Consider the following 1,358-nt stretch of genomic DNA (forward strand, 5'->3'; position numbering starts at 1 on the left):
GTCAACTCCATTGCGTTGCGCTGTGTTTCTAACACCATCGGCACAAGGGGGCGCGCGCCCGCGCAACCGCCGAGCGGTCTGTACACCGGTTGTTCACCGAAGCTCCGCAGGCCTGTCTGCCGAGATGGCACCGCAGCCCATCCGACACCACGCTGAGCCCGCGCGAGATCGAGGTGCTGCGCCTGGTCGCCGACGACAAGTCGAACCGGGAGATCGCCAAGGAGCTGCTCCTCAGCGAGACCACCACCGGGAAATCCCATCTGGTGCACATCTATGCCAAGCTCGTGGTCGGCTCACGGACCTCGGCGGTGGCCCGCGCCTGCGCACAGGGTGCGATCTGAGCCAGTGCGGGTACAGGACCCATCAAGCCGGCCACCGTGTCATCCACCGCGGCGGCGGGGATGTAGGTCATCGGCCGGTCCACTACCGGTAGGTCCGGGAGATACTGTCCGCCCCCACTGTGGCGTTCACGTACTTGGTCCGGGACCGGCGCCGGGCTCAGTGCGGCGGATTTATGGTGGCCGGCCAGGACAGGCCGCACTCCTCATTCGGGAGCAACTGGGCCCGCAACCCCGATGGCGCCGCAGCCTGCTTCGGACCATGCTGGTGGCCCAGGATTTTCGCGACTGGCGGCCACCACCTTGGTGTCCGCGACCCGCACGACGCTGCCCACTGGCGAGTTCGCCCAGCCTGTCGGCCAGAGTGATCGGGGTGTCGCCGAGCGCCGATTCCCAGTGGTAGGAGACCAGTCCGCGCATGCCGACGGTGCCGTCGGCGCCCGGGACGGCACTGGAGACCTGCAGCCGCATGAACGGCTCGGCAGGCACGGGGCAGCGCGCAACGCTGGCCGAGACTAACTGCGAATATCCCAATCGGCAGTCAACGTCGAGTCCGGACTCGAAAACCTGGACCTGTGTCGTGACCAGGTGCACCAGCCGTCCGCCACTACCGTTTACCTCCGTTGCGCAGCACTGTGTTTCGAAGACGATTCCGCACAGGCAGGCCCGCGCCACCGCCGAGCGGTCGATACACCGGCTGTTCACAGAAACCCCGACAACCGATCTGCCTCCCACCGAGAACGATCGGGGAATCGGTTCGAGCGCACAGACTGCGGGAGCACCGCGAAGCGCGCCGCTCGAGGCGACAGGTTCAGGGCGGCGGAGGCGGTGATCCCGGCGATCCTGCTTGTGCTGCGCCGCTGCGGGATGGGGCGGAGGCGCACGCAGTGACCGACCGAGGCTTGACGTGCGCGGTACTGGCCGAGGTGAACTGCGAGTAACCAATTAGTGGTCGTCGTCGGTTCCGACTCGAAAACCCGGAACCGTCGTGATTAGGTGCTCCGGCAGCAGCGACGAAGT

The 1,358-nt window shown here is 66.7% G+C and carries 1 pseudogene; it reads left to right on the top strand.

Annotated features, from left to right (window positions below):
* Positions 1-146: 146 nt before the first annotated feature.
* Positions 147-341 (top strand): annotated as a pseudogene (locus tag ACFV2O_RS36800) (LuxR C-terminal-related transcriptional regulator); the annotation flags it as partial.
* Positions 342-1,358 lie beyond the last annotated feature (1,017 nt).

Source organism: Nocardia sp. NPDC059691 (genome assembly GCF_042733915.1).
GTDB lineage: Bacteria > Actinomycetota > Actinomycetes > Mycobacteriales > Mycobacteriaceae > Nocardia > Nocardia sichangensis.